Genomic DNA, 20817 nt, shown 5'->3' with positions numbered 1-20817 from the left:
ATAAAAGTAAAAATATGCTATAATTGTGCTGATTAACTATAATAAAATAGAAGAAATAAAGTGAGGTATCTCATGAAAGGGATTATTTTAGCAGGTGGATCGGGAACGCGTTTGTATCCACTGACTCGTGCAGCAAGTAAACAATTGATGCCCGTCTATGATAAACCAATGATTTATTATCCGCTATCTACATTGATGTTGGCTGGAATCAAAGATATTTTGATTATCTCAACACCAGAAGATACACCGCGTTTCCAAGAACTCTTGCAAGATGGTTCTGAATTTGGTCTTAATTTACAGTACGCTGTTCAACCAAGTCCAGATGGATTGGCTCAAGCTTTCATCATCGGTGAGGACTTTATTGGTGATGATTCGGTTGCTCTTATTTTAGGAGACAATATTTATCATGGCCCAGGAATGTCTAAGCTACTCCAAGCAGCTGCAGCCAAAGAAAAAGGAGCAACTGTGTTCGGATATCAAGTGCCAGACCCAGAGCGCTTTGGCGTTGTCGAGTTTGACAAAGACATGAATGCTGTTTCGATTGAAGAAAAGCCAGAAGTGCCAAAATCTGACTATGCTGTAACAGGGCTTTATTTCTACGATAATGATGTTGTAGAGATTGCGAAAAACATCAAACCTTTACCACGTGGAGAGTTGGAAATCACGGATGTGAATAAGGCCTATCTTGAACGAGGTGATCTCTCTGTCGAACTTATGGGGCGTGGTTTTGCATGGCTCGATACAGGGACACATGAAAGTTTGCTTGAAGCAGCGCAATATATTGAAACAGTTCAACGTATGCAAAACGTTATGGTTGCTAACCTTGAAGAAATTGCGTGGCGTATGGGCTACATTTCGGAAGAAGCTGTACGTGAACTTGCGCAACCGCTTAAGAAAAACGCATACGGTAAATATTTACTTAAATTAGTAGGTGAGAAATAAATGACGGATAACTTTTTTGGAAAAGAACTCGCAGCACGCAAAATCGAAGCTATTCCAGGTATGTTAGAATTTGACATCCCGGTTCATGGTGATAATCGCGGCTGGTTTAAAGAAAACTTTCAAAAAGAAAAAATGCTCCCACTCGGTTTCCCAGAAAAATTCTTCGCAGAAGGAAAGTTACAAAATAACGTTTCTTTCTCACGTAAGAATGTTTTACGAGGGTTGCATGCAGAACCATGGGACAAATACATTTCCGTAGCGGATGGCGGGCGTGTTCTAGGCTCATGGGTAGACCTTCGTGAAGGTGAGAGCTTTGGTCAGGTTTATCAAACAGTGATTGATGCCAGTAAGGGTATTTTCGTACCACGTGGCGTTGCCAATGGCTTCCAAGTTTTAAGTGATACCGTTTCTTACTCTTACTTAGTTAATGACTACTGGGCTTTGGAGCTTAAGCCAAAATACGCCTTCGTCAATTATGCAGACCCAACTTTAGGCATTGAATGGGAAGACCTTGCCAATGCTGAAGTGAGTGAAGCAGATAAAAATCATCCACTGCTTACAGATGTAAAACCCTTGACTGCAGATTTACTCGGTTAACATGAAAGCGAAACATCTACAAAGTAAAAAAGTACTAGAGTTTTGGCAAGTGAATAAAGATAACGAGCAGCCTGTATGGGTAAAGAAGGCCTTTGCTTCAGGTGGATTTTCTTGGTTAAATGATAAAACATTACGTATTGTTAATACTGGTGGACTAATCAAAATTAACGCTGCTCAAGATGAGTTTCTGGTGTTTAATGGCAAATATTTAAAAATTGTGTCAGCACAGAAATTCAGACAAGACTATCGCTTGCAATAAAAATATACTAGAGGAAAAACAATGACTGAATTTAAAAACATCGTAGTCACTGGTGGCGCTGGATTCATCGGTTCAAATTTCGTACACTACGTTTATAATAATCATCCAGATGTACATATCACCGTTTTAGATAAATTAACTTATGCGGGAAATCGTGCCAATATTGACATGATTCTTGGGGATCGTGTAGAGCTTGTGGTTGGTGATATTGCAGACCCAGAGATTGTGGATCAAGTTGCTTCTAAGGCAGATGCGATTGTGCATTACGCGGCAGAAAGCCACAACGATAACTCACTTAAATCACAAGATGAGTTTATCCAAACGAACTTTATCGGGACATATACCTTGATTCAAGCGGCACGTAAATATGATTTACGCTTCCATCATGTATCGACAGATGAAGTTTATGGTGATTTGCCTTACCGCGAAGATTTACCAGGACACGGCGAAGGCGAAGGTGAGAAATTCACTGATAAAACACCTTACAATCCATCAAGTCCTTACTCTTCGACTAAAGCAGCATCAGACTTAATTGTTCGTGCTTGGGTACGTTCATTTGGTTTGAAAGCGACAATTTCAAACTGTTCAAATAACTATGGACCTTACCAACACATCGAAAAATTTATCCCACGTCAAATTACAAACATTTTATCAGGGATTAAACCAAAACTTTATGGCGATGGTAAAAACGTGCGTGACTGGATCCATACAGAAGACCATTCTTCTGGTGTTTGGGCAATTTTGACTAAAGGTCGTATGGGTAAGACTTATCTTATCGGAGCCGATGGTGAAAAAAATAATAAAGAAGTTTTAGAAGAAATCTTAACGGAAATGGGACAAGCAGCTGACGATTATGATCGTGTAACTGACCGTGCTGGCCATGATTTACGTTACGCTATTGACAATACAAAACTTCGTACAGAACTTGGCTGGGAGCCTAAGCACACAGACTTTGAGTCAGGCTTGAAGGCAACGATTGATTGGTATACTGAAAATCAAGACTGGTGGAAGGCAGAAAAAGCTGCTGTTGAGGCAAAATATGCTGAAAGCCAAAAAGTTCTCTAAGATAAAGGAATAAATATGATTTTAATTACTGGTGGAAATGGTCAACTTGGTACCGAGTTACGCCATCTTCTTGATGAACGTGATGTAAAATACTTTGCAGCAGATGTCAATGAACTTGACATTACAGACAAAGCTGCTGTTGATACTTTCTTTGACAAAAATAAGCCAGAATTGGTTTATCACTGTGCTGCATACACTGCTGTAGACAAAGCCGAAGATGAAGGCAAAGCACTCAACGAAAAAATTAATGTTGATGGCACACGTCATGTGGCTGAGGCAGCGGCTCGCGTTGGAGCAACACTTGTTTATATTTCAACAGACTATGTTTTCAATGGCGATTTACCTGTTGGTCAAGAATGGGAAGTTGATGCGCCCAAAGGTCCTGTTTCAGAATATGGACGTACAAAATTACTTGGGGAGCAAGCAGTTGAAGCTTCTGGTGTGAAATTTTATACGATTCGTACCGCATGGGTATTTGGGAGTTACGGACCAAATTTTGTTTTTACAATGCAAAATCTCGCTACACGTTTTCCAGAAATCACGGTTGTTAATGACCAACATGGAAGACCTACTTGGACCCGTACATTAGCAGAGTTTATGGTGTACTTGGTTGATCAACAAGCAGAAGCAGGTTATTATCACCTGACAAACGATGCTGCGCCTGGTGAAGATGTGACGTGGTTTGATTTTGCTAAAGAAATTTTGAAAGATACAGATACAGTTGTAAAACCTGTGGATTCAAGTAGCTTTCCTTCAGCAGCAAAACGACCATTTAACTCAACAATGAGTCTTGCTAAAGCAAAAGCTACAGGGTTTAATATTCCAACATGGCAAGAAGCTCTTGCACAATTGCTGACTATCGGTGACTTAAGAGAAAATAAAGATAAAGTCAAAGGCGAAACAGCAAAATAAATAACGCATCGATAAGTTTTGTAGATGATAAAAAAACAGCGAAATTCTGTCTTTAGGGCAGAATTCTCGCTTTGAGAGGTTAGAAGTTTGCGCTTGCAAACGTATAAAAACATGAAAAAACACATTTTTATTATTGGTAGTCGTGGATTACCAGCAAAGTATGGAGGGTTTGAGACTTTTGTAGAAGAGTTGGTTAAACACCAAAGTAATCAAAATATTAAATATCATGTGGCTTGTCAAAGCGAGAATTCAGATATAGAAGTTGTGGATGGTCATTTTGATTATCTAGGGGCTGATTGCTTTGTCATTAATGTACCGAGCATTGGACCAGCGCGTGTGATTGCTTACGATGTTTTAGCAATTAATGCAGCCCTTAAACAAATTAAAGATGAACAAATTATTGAACCAATCTTCTATATATTAGGAAATACGATAGGTGGTATTATTGGTCACTATGCACATAAAATTCATAAGGTCGGCGGGAAACTTCTTGTCAATCCAGATGGGCTTGAGTGGAAACGTACCAAGTGGCCGAAACCTGTGCGCCGCTATCTTAAACACGCAGAAAAAAAAATGGTTCGTTGTGCGGATATGATTATCAGTGATAATCAAGGCATTCTTGATTATTTACGTGCAGAATATGGACAGGTCACGAGTAAAGTGATTGCCTACGGTACAGAGAAGTTCAATTCAAATTTGACAGAATCAGAAAATCTGATAAAATATAAAACTAGTGATTATTATTTGATTGTGGGACGATTTGTACCTGAAAACAACTATGAATTACTTATTCGTGACTTTATGAAAAGTCAAACGAAAAGGGATTTAGTGATTATTACTAATCACGAAGGGAATTCCTATTATGAAGAACTTCGTGCTAAGACAAATTTTGACAAGGATCCACGTGTCAAATTTGTGGGCACAGTTTATGATCAAAATGAATTGCGTTTTATCCGCGAGAAGGCTTTTGCTTACTTGCACGGTCATGAGGTAGGAGGAACCAATCCAGGTCTCCTTGAAGCCATGTGGTCGACTCCCGTCAATATCGTCCTTGACGTGAATTTTAATCGAATGACTGCGGGAGATTCTGTCATTTATTTTGATAAGAAAAACCTTTCTGACATACTTTCAGAAGTTGAAAAAATAACTACTGTTACACGTCAAGATTTACAAAACAAAGCTAGACAAATTATTGAAGAAAAATACACATGGGAACACATTTGTGCCCAGTATGAAGCCTTATTTACAAAAATAAGCGACTGAAACCGAAAGAGGCCTCTCAACATGCCCAAAGTTAATATTTTAATGTCAACTTACAACGGTGAAAAGTTTGTCGCGGAGCAAATTGAAAGCATTCAGAAACAAACTTTTCAAGATTGGAACCTAATTATTCGAGATGATGGGTCCAAGGACGAAACTGTTAAAATAGTCGAGCATTTTTCCAGTGAAGACCATCGAATTAAAGTAATTAAGGCCAAAAACGTTGGTGTCATTCAATCTTTTTATCAATTGGTAAAAGCTGATATTGCCGATTTTTATTTTTTTGCTGATCAAGATGATTACTGGCTGCCAGAAAAATTGGAAATTATTCTGACAGAAGCAGAAAAACATGATAAGAATATTCCTACCATGTACTACACGGACCTTAAGGTTGTAGATAAACAGCTCAATATCTTATCGGAAAGTATGATTCGCAGTCAGTCCGATCATGCCAATACGGAACTGGTTCAAGAACTCACAGAAAACACCGTTACTGGAGGCGCGAGCATGATTAATCATGCTTTAGCAGAAGAGTGGCAAACCACTGAGGACATCATCATGCATGATTGGTATTTAGCGCTTCTAGCTACGGCAATAGGAGAATTAGTTTATATTGACCAGCCAACGCACCTCTATCGGCAACATGATGCTAATGTTCTTGGAGCAAGGACGTGGACCAAGCGAATGAAAAAGTGGTTACGTCCATATCTTTGGTTCGAAAAATACTGGTGGCTTATTGAATCTAGTCAAAAACAGGCACAAAAACTCCTAGTAGAGAAAACAGACAAGCTATCCTTAGCAAATAAGGAACTTATTCAAACTTATGTTGATTTGCTCGATATGCCAAAGGAAAAGCGCCGTCAAACACTCAATCAGTATAACTTACGAAAGAATAAAAATTATCATACAAAAATCTTCCGTACTCTGATTCTTACAAAATTTGCATATAAAGGAAAAAATAAATGAATTTCTTCAGCCGTAGAAATCGAATTCTACTTAAAGAACTGATTAAAACAGACTTCAAACTTAGATATCAAGGGAGTGCTATTGGGTATTTATGGTCAATCCTCAAGCCCGTAATGCTCTTTTTGATTATGTACTTGGTCTTCGTGCGTTTTATGCGTTTTGGTGAAGCTATTCCTCACTTTGCTGTAGCGCTGCTCTTAGGTGTTACCATCTGGAGTTTCTTTGGTAAAACAACCGGGGTAGGTATGCTTTCTATCGTTACTCGCGGAGACATGTTAAGAAAAGTAAATTTTTCAAAATCAGTCATCGTTTTTTCGGTAGTGATAAATGCTTTCATTAACTTAATGATTTCACTTGCCGTGGTTACTATATTTGCTTTAATTAATGGTGTGCATATCTCATGGACTGTCATTTTTATTGTGCCACTTCTTCTTCAGCTTGTGCTCTTTACGACAGGGGTTGCCTTTATGCTTGCCACTTTCTTTGTCTATTTTAGAGATCTTGGTCCGATTTGGGAAGTCATCATGCAGGCAGGTTTTTATGGTACACCGATTATCTATCCGATCACACAAATCTCAACCAATCATTTGGAGGTAGCAAAGATTCAAATGCTCAACCCAATGGCACAAATCATTCAAGATATGCGTTATGTCTTGACCTTTAGTAACAATACGAATCCAACCTTGTGGCAACTGTGGGATAATCCTGTAGTTATTGCTATTCCCTACGTTCTTTCTGTGCTCGTCTTTGGTTTAGGATTATGGGTATTTAACAAGAATTCCAATAAATTTGCGGAAATCATTTAAGGAGGACGAAATGTCAGAAGTAGCAGTAAAAATAGATCACGTCAGTAAATACTTCCGCCTCCCAACAGAAGCAAGTAACAGTCTGCGTACAACTTTAGTCAACCGTATGCGAGGCATTAAAGGATATAAAGAACAACATGTTCTCAAAGATATTGACTTTACTGTTGAAAAAGGCGATTTTTTTGGAATTGTTGGTCGTAATGGCTCTGGAAAATCAACGCTTTTAAAAATTATCTCTCAAATTTACACGCCAGAGCAAGGTACTGTAACGATTAATGGTAAACTGGTCAGCTTCATAGAGTTAGGTGTTGGTTTTAACCCCGAACTTACAGGTAAGGAGAATGTTTATCTGAACGGGGCTATGCTTGGTTTCTCAACAGAAGAGATTGATCATATGTATGAGGATATCGTTGAGTTTTCAGAACTCCATGAGTTTATGAATCAAAAACTCAAAAACTATTCAAGTGGTATGCAGGTTCGCTTGGCTTTTTCGGTAGCCATAAAAGCTAAGGGGGATGTACTTGTACTTGATGAAGTTCTCGCTGTCGGTGACGAGGCTTTTCAACGTAAATGTAATGACTATTTCTTAGAGCGTAAAGCAGCAGGAAAAACAACAATTTTGGTCACTCATGATATGAATGCTGTACAGAAATACTGTAATAAAGCCGTTTATATTAAAGATGGAATTCTCGAAAAAGGGAATATCCAGGACATTACCAATAAATATTCTGAGGATAATCTTGCAAGAAATAACTTGAAAGGCGGAGAAGCTGAAGCAGTAGCTGCAAAAGTTACCATCGAACCGACCTCTGCACTCTCTCTTTCAAAACCTGATGAGTTTTTCAGTGCAAACCTAAATATTGAATTGTACGATGAAAGTCTTGAGGCGTCCGACTTATTTATTTCTTATAGTTTGCATGACGTGAAACGTGGTGGAGTAATCTATGATAGTGGTGCGGTACCAATCCATACGTTAGATACCATTGAAATTCCGATGAGAAACTTTCATAATACAGAGTTTGGTTTAGTCGCAACCATCCGCTTGAAACATCGTGTGGCAGAGGATGGCTTTATTGAAACAGAACTCCTTACCGCTTCACCAATGCTCAGTTTCGTTTACCGAGACTCTTCAGACAAGCGAACTTATGGACTCCTGAAAGAAATCAAATGATACCAAAAAAGAAAATCAAACTGTATTCATGGAAAGCACCAGGGGGTCAACCTAATTTTGGAGATGAGCTCGGCCCAGAACTCATCCAAAATCTGTTTTCCTATATCGAAGTGGTCTATGAACCAGATATAACAAAAGCTGATATGATTTCCGTCGGCAGTCTGTTACATATTTTGCTGGATTTAGAGCATCATCGTCCAAGAAAAAAAATGCATATTTGGGGCAGTGGTACTATCTACCCGCTCCAAGCAAGTGTGGGTTCGATTAAAGAAACTTACCCGCTTCATGATTTTTCTACGCTCAATTTTTCGAAATTAAAATTTCATGCGGTACGTGGAAAATTAACGCAAAAAGATTTGAAACTCCCGGCCCTTCCTTTAGGGGATCCGGGTATACTTGTTAATAAAGTTTACAAGGAAAGTCCAGTTAAGGAAAATAAAGTAGGGATTATTCCCCATTTCGAGGAAGCAGACCATCCTCTCATTAAACAACTTGCTGCAGATTCACGATTTAAAATCATTGATGTATTACGTACACCGCAAGATGTTATTACTGATATTACCTCTTGTAATCTTGTTTTTTCTTCATCACTTCATGGCTTAATTGTTGCGGATAGTTTTGGTATTCCGAACTTGCATATGAACTTGTCTGATCGACTTGTCGGAGGAGATTTTAAATTTGAAGATTATTACTCAGCTATCGGAAAACAGCATCAATTGGCTGATTTAGACCTGATGTTGACTCAAGATTACCAAGAACAACTGATCCAAGACTATCAACCGATTGAGGCCCTTCAAGAAAAACAAGAAGCTTTATTAAAAGCTTTCCCATACCGAAAAACAAACTACATCTATTCATTATTAGCTAAATTAAAGATAATTTCATAAGGAGAAGGAATGAACACGACGGACAATAAAAAATTAAAACTCCCAGCAGAAAAATTCTTTATCATAGTTGTGCTCATTTTTGGTGTCTTTTCCACCTTCCTCACTACGCCACTGTCGACAGGAGACGAAGGCTACCATCTTAGTTATGCCTATAATCAGTTTTCATCAACGCATCCCGAAGTGATGAGTAAACCTCATCTTCGTATGATGGAAGGTGAAGCCATCGGAGGGGCGACGGGCAGCACAGCAGGTATCAGTATCAAGGATACTATTTTAAAAAAAGTTGACTTAGAAAATGATGGAGTACGTTTTAACTTAATTAATAACGGAAACAGCTTCGCCCCAGTCAATCTGATGCATCTTCCTGCCTCCCTTGGTGTGCTCATCGCACGTTTTATTTACCCAAGTATTGGGGTGATGGACTATGGTGGCAGACTAGCTAACCTGCTCTTCTTTGCTCTTTGTTTCTACTTTATTATTAAGAAAAGCAAGCAAGGGAAGTGGCTTCTGGTCATGCTGTTCACAGTGCCCTACCTCATGAAGGTTGCCAGTCCAAGCTATGATATTTTTAGCTTTATCGTATTTGCGATGTTTGCACTAAACTTTTTAGAACTGACGCAAGTTAAAAGTTTTAAAGAATTAAGCAGAAAGCAGAAACTTTATAGTCTAGTAACGATTTTACTGCTCTTTTTAGCAAAGAAGAATTATGTTTTCTCAATGTTTGCTTTCATTGGCTTGCCGATGTTTTATAGACCTTTAGTTACCTATGTTCAAAAGATGAAGAAAGGGATAAAAATCGCTTTGTCTCTTGTACTTACGCTCTTAATTATTGCGGCTTTGGTTGTTTTCAATGAAAAATTAGGTTTAGTCAATTTTACAAAAGTCTTTTTTCATAACTACCTCAATTTTGCGACAATGGGGCCTAATGCGCGTAGAATGTGGATGATTACCCCGATGAATCTACCAGACTTTTTCAATATCATCTGGGTACTTTTACTCTGTTGGGTAGCTATGGGAGAGCTACCCCAAGTATATTCCAAATGGACAGTTTGGAGCTCGGGTATGACTTATCTCATCAACTGGGTAGGGATATTCGCAGCCATTTATGTTGGAAATAGGGCTCTCCCTGTATTTGATGAACTATCTGGTCGTTATCTACAGCCATTTATTATTTTCTTTCTCCCAGCTCTCCAAAATTTAGGAGCAAAACACAATATCCAACTTTCAGAAAAAACAGTAGCCACCATTGCTAAAGTTTCCACGATTACGATAATGGTACTCTATCTCTTAATCGTCTTCTATCGAGGCTTTGTTCTCAGAATAAAACCGACAGGGGTTGTCTAAAAAAGGAATATAAGAAACTATGAATGATAAGATTTCAGTTGTGGTCACTTGCTATAACCATGAAAAATATATTGAGCATTGTCTAAGAAGTATCTTTGAACAAACCTATCAAAATATTGAGCTCATTATCTTTAATGATGGTTCAACAGATCGTTCAGGAGAAATCATTGCTTCACTACTTCCAGAATCTCCCTTTGTAGAGACCTACTATTTTTCAGATGAAAATCAAGGCGTGGTCAAGATAAGAAATGCTGCTTTAGAAAAAATCACTGGCGACTATCTTTTATTTGTTGATAGTGATAATTTCTTAAACGAAAATCATGTGGAAATCCTACTCAGTGAAGCAAAAAAACAAGGTGATGCAGATATTGCCTACTGCCAATTGTGGGACTTTGAAGTACAACGTAATATTTTACATGAGAATCTTGATTTTCTGCTTGATGAAGAGTTGGTGCAGAATGTTATCGATATGTCTTCTTTAGTCAAGACTCAAGTTATTGGAGATACAAGATTTGATGAAAATTTGAGCAGCTTAGAAGATTATGATTTTTGGCTCAATCTTTTGCTTAACAAAGGTGCAACTGCTTATTTTGTCAGAGAAACGAAACTTAACTATCGTGTACTCGAAACTTCACGAAGTCAAAGAGACGATTTGGGCCGATATTTTGATGATTATCTGTATATTCTGAATAAGTATAGAAATATTCTTGGAGATAGGTACGAGCAGACGATTAAAAGAAATCTCCTATCAAGTGCAAGCCGTTACAGAGACATGGCTGAGGTTGCAGATGAACGACTTGTATTGATAAGAGATTTGGAGCAAGAACTGCAAAATAAAGAAAGAGAGTTGCAGCGTCAAAAGCAAGAAGTCCAAGATATTACTCAATCAAGAAGTTATAGATTAGGAAATATTCTTGTCCACAATATGAAACGCTTGCTTTTTGTTTTAAAGCATCCTAAGCTATTAGTGAAAGCACCTCTAAAAATTTATAAGAAAGTCAGAGCGAATTTTCATCCTGTGCTCAAAATGAAAAAAGAAGTATTAGGATTGGTGCGCAATAGATCACGTCGTATCAATAACTATAACAATCCTAAACGCGTTCTTGTTTATGTCATCTATGCCAATGGTGAAAAGCTCCAGGAGTATAAACTGATTTTTCTTGAAGCCTTGATGAAACTATCACAAGAAACGGTGATTGTAGTCAATGGTTCTCTCACACCAGAAGATAAAACACTCCTGGACTCTTTTGGCACAGTAAGTGTTCGTCCTAATGAAGGTTATGACACAGCAGCTTTTAGGCATGGTATTTTATCTTTGGGTAAAACAAAGCTTGCTCAGTATGATGAGCTTCTGCTTATTAATGATACGAATGTTGGACCATTTACAGACTTAGAAATTACATTCAAAGAAATGGCTGAGCAGAAATTGGACTTCTGGGGTATTTCCTATGGTAAACCCCAAGCAGATTTCACAGGTTATAACAAATATAAAACCATTCCCATTCACCTCCAATCCTACTTCCTTGTTATTGAAAAAAGTATGTTTACCCATGAGAGTTTCCTAAAATACTGGGAAAAAATGGTAGATACTAATTCTAGAAATAAGGCGATTGGGAAACATGAAACGGTATTTACAAAACATTTTGAAAATCTAGGCTTCAAACATGGTGCAGTGAGTCATAATAATGACGACAGTGCGATGTATGTGCACCCACTTGTTATGCTGCGAGATTTCAATGTGCCTCTTGTAAAGTATACAGCATTTTCAAATTACGACAACGACAAGTTTGCTTGGCAAGGTATCACAAGGGAAACAGAGGTTCCTGCCTTAATTGACTACATAAAAACAAACACCTCCTATCCGCCAGCTGTTATTGATAGTATCATGGAGGACGTCAAGAATAAAAAGACGAAAGAACATATATTAATCATTGACGGTGTCGAAAATGCTATTCCACAGTGTACACGATATCGTGTCGAAAATAAAGCTGCACAGTTAAAATCACTTGGCTTTGACGTATGGGTAGTGAATGCTTCAAGCTTTCAGATGGGTTATGCAGAACATGCGAGTCATATTATTATTTATCGTACAGGTTACTCCGAGGAACTCCGAGAACTGTGCCGACTTGCGAAAAAATACCATAAGCCTGTTTATTATGATATTGATGATCTCGTTATTGATACTAAATATACGGACCAGCTGACTTATACGCAAAACCTCTCAGAGGTAGATAAGGCTGCGTATGACGCGGGAGTTCACTCTTATGGTAAAATGATGGCGCTTTGTGATCAAGTCATCACAACAACGCGGGCTCTTAAAGAGGAGCTACAAAATTACAATTCCAATGTATTATTAAACAGAAATCTTGCCAGTGAAGAGCTGGTACACATTAGTCAACAGACACTCAAAGATTATTCAGAAAATAATCAAACAGTTAAAATAGGCTATTTTTCTGGTTCAATCACACACAATGAAAATTTTGAAATGATTAAGCCAGCGATTGTCCAAATTTTAGAAAAATATCCACAAGTAGAACTTCATTTAGTAGGTTATCTTGATCTTCCACAGGACATGAAACAATTTGCAGGACAAATCAAAATGAACCCTTATGTTGATTGGAAAGAACTTCCAAAGCTTATCAGTCAAATGGATATTAACCTCGCCCCGCTGGTAGATAATGTATTTAATCAAGCAAAATCAGAAATCAAATGGTTGGAAGCTGCACTTGTGAAAGTTCCAACTCTAGCTAGTCATCTGGGGTCTTTTGAGGAGATGATTGAAGACGAAAGAACGGGTCTCTTGGCTCAGCCAGAAGAATGGTATCAAAAATTGGAGATGCTGATTGAAAATGCAGAACAAAGAAAAGTGATTGCTGAGAACGCGTATCGTTTTGTGTTGAAGCATTGTACAGTTGAAAAGCATGCCGATGCCTTTACCAAGAGTATAGAGCAATAGCCGAGAGAACAGAAGTGTTTTACCAGTAATTGTTACCTTGAGGAGTTCGTAGGTATCACATTCCAAATAAGAAGGAAAGAACAATGAAAAATATCTTATTCGTTTCTCCGACAGGTACCCTCGATAATGGGGCGGAGGTCTCAATTTTTTATTTAATGACTGCGCTTGTTCAGCGTGGGCATAAAGTTATCAATGTCGCACCAGGTTATCAAGGGGAAGACAAAACAAGTTACAAAAATAAATTTGAGTCTTCAGGAATTTCAACCTATATTCTGCCCGCAGGAAAATGGTGGTGGGAAGATGCACCGGGAGGACTTCCAGAAAATGCCAGTATTCGTGCATTTTATTATCGGGAGAATATTGCACAAATCAGAAAACTGATTCAGGAAAATAAGATAGACTTAGTAGTTACTAACACAGTAAATATGTTTCAGGGAGCTCTTGCAGCCGCCTGTGAGTCCATCCCGCATTTTTGGTTTATCCATGAGTTTCCAGAAAATGAGTTTGCATATTATCTTGATAAGATAGATTTTATAGAAGAGTACGCAACGGAGATTTACAGCGTAACGGGTCTTCTGAACCAAAAATTAAATCTTCTTTTTGAAAATAAGGAGATCAAGTCATTTATCCCTTATAGTGAAGTGGATAGCTTACCGTTAAGAGCAGGAGAAAAAATCCGTTTTGTGTCTGTAGGTCGTTTGACTGAAGGAAAAAATCAGTTGGAACTCTTAAAAGCTTATAAACATTCGGGTAAAACAGATGTCGAACTTCTTTTTGTCGGTGCCCAAGATGAGGAGTATAAAATCAAGTGTATGCAGTATATTAAGCAGCATCATTTGAAAAATGTGACATTGACTGGTTATTTGGAAAATCCGTGGGAGGCACTCACCGATAAGGATATTTTTGTGAGTAGCTCATCCATGGAGACTTTTGGTTTGGTCTATATTGAAGCTTTACTTAAGGGGCTTCCCGTTATCATATCAGACAATCCTGGGTATGAATCGGCTCACAGGATTTTTCAAGAAGGTGAAAAGTATCCTTTAGGAGATATTCAAGCCTTATCTGAAAAACTCAGCCATAGTCTGGAAAATTTTACGGAACAAAAGCAAAACAGTCTTGATAAGATTTCTGAAGTGAGAGAAAAATATTCACTCGAGTTTGTTTACAAAGCCTTTATTGATGATGCTGAAAAAATACAGGGTAGTGAGAAGAAAACTGTGCGGCATATTGAGAGTTTGTTGACTTTGAACTCATCCAACACAAGTTCTCTTAAGTCGGAGCTAAAAAGAGCAATGAAAAAAGTGCTCTTAAAAATGAAGAAACGATAAAAATGAAGATAACAATTTGTTTGGTTGCTTACGCCCAAAAATTCACAGAAACAGAATCTTTTGAAGCACTCGTAAAACTTAATGATGCTATCAAAAATAAGCTCAATGTTGTTGTATTTGATAACGGAGCTGTCGATTATTCAGATTTAGACCTTCTGCTTCCTTTTCATTCATTCACATATCTTTATAACTCAGATCATAAAGAACGAGGCACTCGTATAGCATATGAGACGTCTCGTTCTTTGTCAGAGGACGAGTGGATGATGCTTTTGGATGATGATACATGTCTTACAGAAAACTATCTAATAGCCTTATTTTCCGAGTTAGAAAGTGAAGTAAGGGACAGTGACATCGTTGCTTATTGTGCGACAATATATGATGGTGAGGCACAGATTTCTCCCACAGCAAGTGAAACTTTAGATATGCTGCTCTACCCAAGAGAAGCAGGTACCTACCACCAAGATATTTCTGGAATATCCAGTACACTAACCTTGAACAGGTCTTTTCTTGAAAAGATCGGTGGCTTTACAAAAGAGTTCCCACTGGACTACCTTGACCATTGGCTCTTTTCAAAAATAATTTCGAGTCATAAGAAGGTAAAAGTACTGCAATGTAAACTGAGCCATCAACTTTCTGTTCAAGATTTGACCAGTCTATCGGAGGAAAGATTTTATAGTATTTTTAGTAGCGAGTATAGATTTTATAAAATCTACAAGCCATACTTGCTCTGTCAACTTAAACGAAAATATGGTAAAATGATTATTAAAGGTTTCTTGAAAAAAGATTCTGGAATCAGATGGAGCATTTTGCTTAAATTAATATTAAGCAGATAGTGAATAACCATTAGAAAAGAGTTTGAATAGTGTATGTTCGATAATCCCTACAATTATATTTTATTAATGGTTAACATCGTACATCCTAGGAAAAGAAAATGAAAAAAGTTTTACTTATTATCCCCGCTTATAATGAAGAAGAAAGTATTGAACACACTATTAATTCCATTCGTACATTTATTTCAAATAATGAATTGAACTTTAAAACGGACTACCTTGTAGTTAATGATGGATCAAAAGATCAAACTTATCAGCTTGTACGAAAAATGAATGTTGATGTAATCAATCTCCGTACCAATCTTGGATTGTCAGGTGGTTTTATGGCAGGCATGAAATATGCAGCTCGACATAATTATGATTTCGCTATCCAATTCGATGCGGATGGTCAGCACCTTCCAGATTATATTCCAGCAATGGTAGAAGAAGCAGAGAAAGGCGCTAACGTTGTTATTGGTAGTCGATTTGTGACGGAAAAGCGTCCCAATAGTTTACGTATGATAGGAAATACACTGATTTCTACCGCAATCAAAATAACTACAGGCCAAATAGTCAATGATCCAACAAGTGGTATGCGTTTATTTGATAAACAATCAATTGAATTTTATACTACAAGCGCCAATATGACTCCTGAGCCGGAAACTGTAAGTTATTTTATTAAAAAAGGTTTTTCGGTGGTAGAGGCACAGGTAAAAATGCAGGAGCGATTAGCAGGTAAAAGTTATCTTAACCTTCGCCGTAGTATCCAATATATGATACGAGTGGCGATTTCAATTTTAATTCTTCAACCATTTAGAAAGTGAGCGGACAATGACTCTTACATTACGTATTATTCTAATTATAGGTTCATTCTTAACTACTTATTATGTAGCGAGAAAGGTTCGTAAAGGGCAGATTGAGATTAATCACTCATTGTTTTGGGTGCTTTTTTCGCTATTTTTACTAATTACAAGCATTTTTCCACAATATCTCGGAATAATCACACACTTAGCTGGTGTTTATTCACAAAGTAATATGGTATTTCTTGTTATTATCTTTGTTTTGCTTTTTAAGTTATTCCTGAATTCAATCACTATGAGTAAGCTAGAAGAAAAAATTGAGAATATTGTGCAAGAAATTGCTTTAAAAGAATTAGAGGATGAGAAAAATGATAAAAAATAATAGTATTCTAATCACAGGTGGAGCGGGGTTTATTGGCTCGTCTTTAGCGAATAAACTTCTTCCTGATAACAAAATAGTTGTTATTGATGATCTTTCGATGGGGTCCTTTTCTAACCTGGATGATTCAAAAAGCTTAACAAAAATAGAGGGATCTGTAACGGATAAGTCTTTACTTGAGAGGGTGTTTGAAGAAAATGATTTTGACTATATCTTCCATTTAGCAGCAGTAGCTTCTGTGGCAGATTCGGTTGCGCGTCCATATGAAACACATCAGGTTAATTTTGACAGCACAATGATGATTTTAGAAATTCTTCGAGAAAACAAAAAATCATTGAAACGATTGGTTTTTTCTTCAAGTGCAGCAGTTTATGGTGATGAGCCAACTCTTCCAAAGCAAGAAGAGAGTATCATTCGCCCCTTAACCCCTTATGCGGTTGATAAGTTTGCTTCAGAAAAAATGGCGATGGTTTACAATGATCTTTATAAAGTTCCGGCAAGTGCGACACGATTTTTCAATGTCTATGGTCCAAAACAAAATCCAAACTCCCCTTACTCCGGTTTTATTTCGATTTTAGTTGATCGTTTGAAAAACCAAAAACCTTTAAAAATTTTTGGTGATGGAGAGCAAGCCCGTGATTTTGTTTATATTGATGATGTTCTACAAGCATTGCTTCTTATTGCGACATCGGACCAATCGTTAGGGCAAGTGTATAATGTTGGAACAGGAATAAAAACAACTCTGAACGATTTGATTCACTTGGCTCAAAGAAACTTAAACAAGAAACTAGATATAGAATACGTGGCACCAAGAGAAGGCGATATTAAGCTTTCAATTAGCAGTATTCAAAAATTAAAGAAAATAGGGTATAGTCCAAAGTATAATCTTGAGAGTGGCATGAAAGAGTACTTAGATTATGAATTTCATAAATGAAAAACGATTTTAAATCAGGAATATTTTTCACAGCAATTGCTCAATATAGTACCGTAGTTGTCCAACTTGTCCTTAATATGGTCCTTTCCCGCTTATTGACACCTGAGCAAATAGGGATTGTAACTACAGTACAGGTATTAATTCTGTTTTTTCAACTGTTAACTGGTACAGCTATATCACCTGCAATTGTGCAAAACAAAGAGTTAAAAGATGAAGATTATGGAGTGATTTTTAATTACACAATCTTAATTGGTGTGATTGCATCGCTGTTTTTTGGTATTGTTGGTGGGTTTACACTATCAACAATTTTTAATAATTCTATCTATATTCCTATATGTTGGTCAATGTCACTTATTATTCTGACTTCTGCAATGAATCAGGTTCCAAATGGTATTCTCAGCAAGGAAAAACGATTTAAGGCAATTAGTCTTCGATTAGCTAGTGCAAGTGTGCTTAGTGGAATAATGGGTATTGCTTTAGCATTCCTGCACGCAGGAATATATTCACTGGTAATCACCTTTACGATGATTGAAACAATTATTCTCGTGTTGAATTTACGACTGGTAGACATTAAGTTTACAAGATCAATGCATCTTGAACCAATGAAGAAAATTTTTTCTTTTGTAAAGCATCAAACGAGCTTCCTTTTACTAAACTACTTTTATCGTAACTTCGACAATTTACTTGTCAGTAAGTTTTTTGGTGCAAAACCCTTAGGAAATTATTCAAGAAGTTATCAATTACTTTCACTTCCAATAACTGTATTTCTAAGTGTTGTCAACCCTGTGTTACAACCAATATTGGCAGAACACGAAAAAAATATCCCTTTAATCAGAGATACTTATTTAAAAATTAGCCAAATCCTAGCTTTCATTGCTATTCCTGTGTCTGTTTTCTTTTCACTTAATGCTGAACCAATCATTTACTTATTGTTTGGTAACCAATGGGGTGGAGCAGTCGTTCCTTTGAAATATTTAAGTTTAAGTATTTGGGCACAGATGTTAGCACAGATGATGCCAGCCATATGGCAAGCTAGAAATCTTGTGAGAATCCAATCATTTAATGGATTAGTTTCTTTAGGAACAATTTGTATAAGCATTATAGTTGGAATTTCCTTTGGTTCAATAGATACTGTGGCAATCGCAGTTTCAATTTCCTATATAATAAATTTTGTTATTTCAGGAAGTCTATTGATGACCCGTGCACTAGAGGGGCATCTTAGCTCGATTATTCGCAATCTAATAAAGCCTTTCCTACTTGGAATATTACTTTATGCAGTTTTATATTTCACACAAGATTTTACTAATATTTTAAATTCCTTTGTTACCCTCCTTGTGAGAGGAAGTATTTGGCTAGTTTTAAGCGTAGTTTTCTTATACTTCTCTGGTGATTTGAAAAATATAAAACAATTGGTGAAAAATAATGAATAAAACAGTTGCGATTTTTAATGGATATTACCTGCCTCATTTAGGGGGTGTCGAACGCTATACCTACAATGTAAGTAAAAAGCTGCACGAGCGGGGATATAATGTTATCATAGTAACGACTCAGCATAGTGATGATTTGCTTAACGAAGAGATACAAGATGGAATAAAAATTTATCGTCTTCCTGTAAAAAATATTTGGAAAAACAGATATCCATTTTTGAAAAAAAATGCCTTATATCATTCTTTAATAAAGAAAATTTCAGATGAACCTATTGATTATTATATTGCCAATACGCGCTTTCATCTACCTGCCTTACTGGGTACTGAATTGGCAAAGAAAAAAGGAAAAGAAGCGATTGTTATCGAACATGGTTCTTCTTACCTTACGCTGAACCAATCAGCTTTAGATTTCTTTTTACAGAAAATTGAGCATTGGTTAATTAAAAAAGTAAAGAAAAATACTTCTCTTTTTTATGGTGTATCCAACGAGGCTTCCGAATGGTTAAAAAACTTTAACATATCAGCCAAAGGTACACTGCCGAATGCAGTCTCCATTGATGAATATAATAATCAAAAAATAGAAAAAGTTCAAGATAAAGTTGTTATTTCTTATGCTGGACGATTGATTCCACAGATGAAAGGGGTTGAAATTCTTCTCTCTGCTTTTGAAAAGCTTTCAAAAGAGAGAGAAGATTTGGAACTAATCATTGCTGGTGATGGCCCACTTTTAAAAGATGTTCAGACACAATATCAGCAAGAAAATATCACTTTTTTAGGACGTCTTCCTTATGAAAAAGTATTAGAATTAGACGCAAAATCAGATATTTTTGTACTAATGTCTCGTAGTGAAGGTTTTGCTACAGCGATGTTAGAAGCAGCAATGTTAGAAAACGTTGTAATCGCAACTCCAACTGTTGGTGGGGCACGAGATATTATGCCGGATGAAAGTTATGGTTTCATTATTGAAAACAGTGAAACTGCCTTACTTCAGACACTGAAAAATCTCATCGCAGATAAAGAAAAAATGAGACGCATACAGAAAAAAGTATCTAAGAATGTAGTAGAAAACTTTACATGGGAGCAGTCAACCGATAGTTTCGTAAAAGTTTTCAAAGAATTGGACGAGAAAAAATGAAAGAGATAACTCAAGAAGAACTTCGAGAAATACAGCTTGATCAATTGACTTATATTGATGCTATTTGTCGAGAAAATGGTATTGAATATACTTTAGCTGGTGGTTCTTTGATTGGAGCCATTCGCCATGGAGGTTATATTCCTTGGGATGACGATATTGATATTGAGCTTACAAGATCAAACTATGAACGTCTCATTAAGATTTTGATTGAAAAACTTCCCGATGATAAGTACGCTTTGCTTCATTATAAAGTAAGAGAAACCTACCTTCCTTTTGCAAAGTTATATGATACACGTACAACATTTGAGAGTAAAATCGATAATTTGAATAGAGGCACGGGAGTCTTTTTAGATATTTTTCCGATGGATATCTTGCCAGATGATGCGAAAGAACGGAAGAGTTTTAAAAAAGAGTTTTTGAAAAAAGCTATCCAATTAACAGCTTCTAATCCTCATGGCTTAGACTTTACCAGTGCAAGTAAGAAACTTTATGTTTGGGGAAAGTTAGTTTTATGGATGCCCCAACATCTCAAATATCGTGGACAATACCGCACTTTAGCTGAACAATTAGATATCTTCATGCAGAAATATAATGACACGGATAATAGTTTAATCTCTTATCTTTATACGGGTTATAAAAATGCAATTTTTCCAAAAAGAATATGGGAAGAGTATGAAGATGTAAAATTTGAGCACTTGGTTTCTCGTAAACTGAAGAATCATGATGCTTATCTCTCACGTCAGTATGGTGATTATATGAAGCTACCTCCCGAAAATGAGAGAGTGAATCATGATTATTATAAGTGGTTTTGGAAAAAATAAGTAGATACAAGAAAGAAAT

The 20817-nt window shown here is 36.9% G+C and carries 20 protein-coding genes; all 20 read left to right on the top strand.

The genetic code is table 11. The features are described 5' to 3' along the window. Positions 1-72 precede the first annotated feature (72 nt). The 20 genes from rfbA (at position 73) to VNN39_RS02875 (ending at position 20798) form a co-directional block, all read left to right on the top strand. Positions 73-942 (top strand): glucose-1-phosphate thymidylyltransferase RfbA, encoded by an 870-nt coding sequence (rfbA, locus tag VNN39_RS02970; RefSeq protein WP_339007221.1) that lies wholly within the window; start codon positions 73-75, stop codon positions 940-942. Further along, the gene (locus tag VNN39_RS02965) at positions 943-1539 is read left to right on the top strand and encodes a dTDP-4-dehydrorhamnose 3,5-epimerase family protein (protein ID WP_096368823.1); all 597 of its coding nucleotides are present in this window, start codon (positions 943-945) and stop codon (positions 1537-1539) included. A 1-nt stretch (position 1540) separates the two neighbouring features. Continuing rightward, positions 1541-1798 carry a hypothetical protein gene (locus VNN39_RS02960; protein ID WP_165711758.1) on the top strand — a complete coding sequence of 86 codons (258 nt, stop codon included), beginning with the start codon at positions 1541-1543 and terminating at the stop codon, positions 1796-1798. 21 nt (positions 1799-1819) lie between these two features. Then, entirely contained in the window at positions 1820-2863 is a 1044-nt protein-coding gene (gene rfbB, locus VNN39_RS02955; RefSeq protein WP_338997833.1) for a dTDP-glucose 4,6-dehydratase, read from the top strand. A 15-nt stretch (positions 2864-2878) separates the two neighbouring features. Then, complete coding sequence (rfbD, locus tag VNN39_RS02950; protein ID WP_096368821.1) at positions 2879-3775, top strand: dTDP-4-dehydrorhamnose reductase; 897 nt, start codon at positions 2879-2881, stop codon at positions 3773-3775. A 111-nt stretch (positions 3776-3886) separates the two neighbouring features. Beyond that, positions 3887-5038 (top strand): beta 1-4 rhamnosyltransferase Cps2T, encoded by a 1152-nt coding sequence (gene cps2T, locus VNN39_RS02945; protein WP_338997832.1) that lies wholly within the window; start codon positions 3887-3889, stop codon positions 5036-5038. A gap of 21 nt (positions 5039-5059) precedes the next feature. After that, positions 5060-6001 carry a glycosyltransferase family 2 protein gene (locus tag VNN39_RS02940; RefSeq protein ID WP_096368819.1) on the top strand — a complete coding sequence of 314 codons (942 nt, stop codon included), beginning with the start codon at positions 5060-5062 and terminating at the stop codon, positions 5999-6001. Next, positions 5998-6807 carry an ABC transporter permease gene (locus VNN39_RS02935; protein WP_339007219.1) on the top strand — a complete coding sequence of 270 codons (810 nt, stop codon included), beginning with the start codon at positions 5998-6000 and terminating at the stop codon, positions 6805-6807. Before VNN39_RS02940 ends, VNN39_RS02935 begins: the two co-directional genes overlap by 4 nt. A gap of 10 nt (positions 6808-6817) precedes the next feature. After that, entirely contained in the window at positions 6818-7978 is a 1161-nt protein-coding gene (locus VNN39_RS02930) for an ABC transporter ATP-binding protein (RefSeq protein ID WP_165713355.1), read from the top strand. Continuing rightward, the gene (locus VNN39_RS02925; protein ID WP_017368727.1) at positions 7975-8865 is read left to right on the top strand and encodes a polysaccharide pyruvyl transferase family protein; all 891 of its coding nucleotides are present in this window, start codon (positions 7975-7977) and stop codon (positions 8863-8865) included. Before VNN39_RS02930 ends, VNN39_RS02925 begins: the two co-directional genes overlap by 4 nt. Positions 8866-8874: 9 nt before the next feature. Further along, positions 8875-10209 carry a DUF2142 domain-containing protein gene (locus VNN39_RS02920; RefSeq protein ID WP_165713356.1) on the top strand — a complete coding sequence of 445 codons (1335 nt, stop codon included), beginning with the start codon at positions 8875-8877 and terminating at the stop codon, positions 10207-10209. Positions 10210-10228: 19 nt separating this feature from the next. Then, a complete protein-coding gene (locus tag VNN39_RS02915) occupies positions 10229-13165 on the top strand; it encodes a rhamnan synthesis F family protein (protein WP_338997831.1) in 2937 nt (978 codons plus the stop codon). Positions 13166-13248: 83 nt separating this feature from the next. Further along, a complete protein-coding gene (locus VNN39_RS02910) occupies positions 13249-14493 on the top strand; it encodes a glycosyltransferase family 4 protein (RefSeq protein WP_338997830.1) in 1245 nt (414 codons plus the stop codon). Positions 14494-14495: 2 nt separating this feature from the next. After that, entirely contained in the window at positions 14496-15326 is an 831-nt protein-coding gene (locus tag VNN39_RS02905) for a glycosyltransferase (RefSeq protein ID WP_270264595.1), read from the top strand. Between the two features lie 98 nt (positions 15327-15424). Beyond that, positions 15425-16126 (top strand): glycosyltransferase family 2 protein, encoded by a 702-nt coding sequence (locus tag VNN39_RS02900; RefSeq protein ID WP_339007218.1) that lies wholly within the window; start codon positions 15425-15427, stop codon positions 16124-16126. A 7-nt stretch (positions 16127-16133) separates the two neighbouring features. Next, entirely contained in the window at positions 16134-16484 is a 351-nt protein-coding gene (locus VNN39_RS02895; RefSeq protein WP_017368733.1) for a DUF2304 domain-containing protein, read from the top strand. Beyond that, positions 16471-17415, top strand: coding sequence for an NAD-dependent epimerase/dehydratase family protein (locus VNN39_RS02890; protein WP_096368810.1), 945 nt, complete (start codon positions 16471-16473; stop codon positions 17413-17415). The genes VNN39_RS02895 and VNN39_RS02890 overlap by 14 nt, the downstream gene beginning before the upstream one ends. After that, positions 17412-18845 carry a lipopolysaccharide biosynthesis protein gene (locus tag VNN39_RS02885; RefSeq protein ID WP_017368735.1) on the top strand — a complete coding sequence of 478 codons (1434 nt, stop codon included), beginning with the start codon at positions 17412-17414 and terminating at the stop codon, positions 18843-18845. Before VNN39_RS02890 ends, VNN39_RS02885 begins: the two co-directional genes overlap by 4 nt. Further along, the gene (locus tag VNN39_RS02880) at positions 18838-19977 is read left to right on the top strand and encodes a glycosyltransferase family 4 protein (protein WP_270264592.1); all 1140 of its coding nucleotides are present in this window, start codon (positions 18838-18840) and stop codon (positions 19975-19977) included. Before VNN39_RS02885 ends, VNN39_RS02880 begins: the two co-directional genes overlap by 8 nt. Next, positions 19974-20798 (top strand): LicD family protein, encoded by an 825-nt coding sequence (locus tag VNN39_RS02875; protein ID WP_096368807.1) that lies wholly within the window; start codon positions 19974-19976, stop codon positions 20796-20798. The genes VNN39_RS02880 and VNN39_RS02875 overlap by 4 nt, the downstream gene beginning before the upstream one ends. The last annotated feature ends 19 nt before the right edge of the window (positions 20799-20817 follow it).

Source organism: Lactococcus formosensis (assembly GCF_037892375.1).
In the GTDB taxonomy this organism is placed as follows: domain Bacteria; phylum Bacillota; class Bacilli; order Lactobacillales; family Streptococcaceae; genus Lactococcus; species Lactococcus formosensis.
This window is presented reverse-complemented; position numbering and strand designations above follow the sequence as displayed.

Excerpts from the sequence above, each read along its gene's own strand:
- rfbA (WP_339007221.1), top strand. The coding sequence starts at position 73 with ATGAAAGGGATTATTTTAGCAGGTGGATCGGGAACGCGTTTGTATCCA.
- VNN39_RS02965 (WP_096368823.1), top strand. The coding sequence starts at position 943 with ATGACGGATAACTTTTTTGGAAAAGAACTCGCAGCACGCAAAATCGAA.
- VNN39_RS02960 (WP_165711758.1), top strand. The coding sequence starts at position 1,541 with ATGAAAGCGAAACATCTACAAAGTAAAAAAGTACTAGAGTTTTGGCAA.
- rfbB (WP_338997833.1), top strand. The coding sequence starts at position 1,820 with ATGACTGAATTTAAAAACATCGTAGTCACTGGTGGCGCTGGATTCATC.
- rfbD (WP_096368821.1), top strand. The coding sequence starts at position 2,879 with ATGATTTTAATTACTGGTGGAAATGGTCAACTTGGTACCGAGTTACGC.
- cps2T (WP_338997832.1), top strand. The coding sequence starts at position 3,887 with ATGAAAAAACACATTTTTATTATTGGTAGTCGTGGATTACCAGCAAAG.
- VNN39_RS02940 (WP_096368819.1), top strand. The coding sequence starts at position 5,060 with ATGCCCAAAGTTAATATTTTAATGTCAACTTACAACGGTGAAAAGTTT.
- VNN39_RS02935 (WP_339007219.1), top strand. The coding sequence starts at position 5,998 with ATGAATTTCTTCAGCCGTAGAAATCGAATTCTACTTAAAGAACTGATT.
- VNN39_RS02930 (WP_165713355.1), top strand. The coding sequence starts at position 6,818 with ATGTCAGAAGTAGCAGTAAAAATAGATCACGTCAGTAAATACTTCCGC.
- VNN39_RS02925 (WP_017368727.1), top strand. The coding sequence starts at position 7,975 with ATGATACCAAAAAAGAAAATCAAACTGTATTCATGGAAAGCACCAGGG.
- VNN39_RS02920 (WP_165713356.1), top strand. The coding sequence starts at position 8,875 with ATGAACACGACGGACAATAAAAAATTAAAACTCCCAGCAGAAAAATTC.
- VNN39_RS02915 (WP_338997831.1), top strand. The coding sequence starts at position 10,229 with ATGAATGATAAGATTTCAGTTGTGGTCACTTGCTATAACCATGAAAAA.
- VNN39_RS02910 (WP_338997830.1), top strand. The coding sequence starts at position 13,249 with ATGAAAAATATCTTATTCGTTTCTCCGACAGGTACCCTCGATAATGGG.
- VNN39_RS02905 (WP_270264595.1), top strand. The coding sequence starts at position 14,496 with ATGAAGATAACAATTTGTTTGGTTGCTTACGCCCAAAAATTCACAGAA.
- VNN39_RS02900 (WP_339007218.1), top strand. The coding sequence starts at position 15,425 with ATGAAAAAAGTTTTACTTATTATCCCCGCTTATAATGAAGAAGAAAGT.
- VNN39_RS02895 (WP_017368733.1), top strand. The coding sequence starts at position 16,134 with ATGACTCTTACATTACGTATTATTCTAATTATAGGTTCATTCTTAACT.
- VNN39_RS02890 (WP_096368810.1), top strand. The coding sequence starts at position 16,471 with ATGATAAAAAATAATAGTATTCTAATCACAGGTGGAGCGGGGTTTATT.
- VNN39_RS02885 (WP_017368735.1), top strand. The coding sequence starts at position 17,412 with ATGAAAAACGATTTTAAATCAGGAATATTTTTCACAGCAATTGCTCAA.
- VNN39_RS02880 (WP_270264592.1), top strand. The coding sequence starts at position 18,838 with ATGAATAAAACAGTTGCGATTTTTAATGGATATTACCTGCCTCATTTA.
- VNN39_RS02875 (WP_096368807.1), top strand. The coding sequence starts at position 19,974 with ATGAAAGAGATAACTCAAGAAGAACTTCGAGAAATACAGCTTGATCAA.